Here is a 2,267-nt window from a genome sequence, read left to right on the forward strand (position 1 = left end):
CGTGCGCAGGCTGACAAGGAGCTTTACTCTAAGGAGATGCGCAAGACAGTTGAAAATCAAGAGAATCTCACCCTTCGTCAAACCATGATTGATGAGATTTTGGTGGAAGATGGTAAGGTTGTCGGTGTGCGTACAGCTACCCATCAAGAATATGCTGCTAAGGCTGTTATCGTGACGACAGGGACTGCACTCCGTGGGGAAATCATCATCGGAGACCTCAAGTATTCGTCAGGTCCTAACCACAGTCTGGCTTCGATTAACCTTGCTGACAATCTCAAGGAACTGGGACTCGAAATTGGTCGTTTCAAGACAGGAACGCCTCCACGTGTCAAGGCTTCCTCTATCAATTACGATGTGACAGAGATTCAGCCAGGAGATGAAGCGCCAAATCACTTCTCCTACACTTCACGTGATGAGGACTATGTCAAGGACCAGGTGCCATGCTGGTTGACCTACACCAACGGTACCAGTCATGAGATTATCCAAAACAACCTCCACCGTGCGCCTATGTTCACAGGTGTGGTCAAGGGAGTTGGGCCTCGTTACTGTCCATCGATTGAGGACAAGATTGTACGCTTTGCGGACAAGGAACGCCACCAACTCTTCCTAGAGCCAGAAGGGCGCAATACAGAGGAAGTTTATGTCCAAGGACTTTCAACCAGTCTGCCTGAGGATGTCCAACGTGACTTGGTTCATTCCATCAAAGGTTTGGAAAATGCTGAGATGATGCGAACTGGTTATGCCATTGAGTATGACATGGTCTTGCCTCATCAGTTGCGTGCGACACTAGAAACCAAGAAAATCTCAGGACTTTTCACAGCTGGTCAGACAAATGGTACATCTGGTTACGAAGAAGCTGCTGGCCAAGGGATTATCGCGGGTATTAATGCGGCTCTGAAAATCCAAGGCAAGCCTGAATTGATTTTGAAGCGCAGTGACGGTTATATCGGGGTCATGATTGACGACTTGGTGACCAAGGGCACCATTGAACCTTACCGTCTCTTGACCAGTCGAGCTGAATACCGTCTCATCCTCCGTCATGACAATGCAGATATGCGTTTGACCGAGATGGGACGCGAGATTGGCCTTGTGGATGATGAACGTTGGGCTCGCTTTGAAATCAAGAAAAATCAATTTGACAATGAGATGAAGCGTCTAGACAGTATCAAACTAAAGCCGGTCAAAGAAACCAATGCCAAGGTTGAGGAGATGGGCTTCAAGCCGTTGACAGATGCAGTGACAGCCAAAGAATTTCTCCGTCGACCAGAAGTTTCTTACCAAGATGTAGTGGCCTTCATCGGGCCAGCTGCTGAGGATTTGGATGACAAGATTATCGAATTAATTGAAACAGAAATCAAGTACGAAGGATATATTTCCAAAGCTATGGACCAGGTTGCCAAGATGAAACGCATGGAAGAAAAACGCATTCCAGCCAATATTGACTGGGATGATATTGATTCCATCGCAACAGAAGCTCGCCAGAAGTTCAAACTCATCAATCCAGAAACCATCGGCCAAGCAAGCCGTATTTCGGGAGTAAATCCAGCAGATATTTCTATTTTGATGGTGTATCTGGAAGGTAAAAATCGTAGTATTTCTAAAACTCTTCAAAAATCAAAATGATACGTCGTCGGCTTCAGCTCACCTAACTTAAGTTATGCTTTCGCCTAGCCTTCTAGTCTGATTTCGATTTTTATTGAGTTTCAATCTCAAAAGAAAGCATAGAAAAAACAGCTCCGAAGACGGGGCTGTTTTTTTGACTTATATTCAATGAAAATCAAAGAGTATTATTCTTCATCTGGTGTGAGGATCATAGGGATAATAATCGGTTCACGTTCGGTATTTTCATAGAGGAAAGGACGAATGGCGTTGACAATGGCGCCATTGACAGATTGCACGCTAGCATCTTTGTTCTTCAGTGCGATACGAATTGCATTGAAGAGGATGCGCTGGCTTTGGCGAATCAAGTCTCCAGATTCTCTCATGTAGACAAAGCCGCGGCTGAGAATATCTGGACCAGACAAGATCATTTTAGACTTGAAGTCAACAGTTGCGACTGCTAGAACGACACCATCTTCAGATAGATCTCTACGATCTTTGAGGACGGCTGCACCGATTTCACCGATACGATTTCCATCAACATAGATGTCTTGGGCGTTGAAATGCCCAGCGATACGAGCAGAATCTGCAGTAAGGGCAAGGACATCACCATTGCTCATGATAAAGATATTGTCCTTCTCGACACCCGTATCCACCGCTAGTCCAGC

The 2,267-nt window shown here is 45.7% G+C and carries 1 protein-coding gene and 1 pseudogene; one reads left to right on the forward strand and one right to left on the reverse strand.

Annotated features, from left to right (window positions below):
• Nucleotides 1–1,623: tRNA uridine-5-carboxymethylaminomethyl(34) synthesis enzyme MnmG (mnmG, locus tag GMD6S_RS11835; protein ID WP_000304649.1), on the forward strand; the 1,623-nt coding region annotated here is incomplete at its 5' end.
• A gap of 164 nt (nucleotides 1,624–1,787) precedes the next feature.
• On the opposite strand, the pseudogene GMD6S_RS11840 reads toward mnmG, so the two are convergent.
• Nucleotides 1,788–2,267, reverse strand: a pseudogene (locus GMD6S_RS11840) (ribonuclease J); the annotation flags it as partial.

Source organism: Streptococcus sp. GMD6S, from assembly GCF_000297015.1.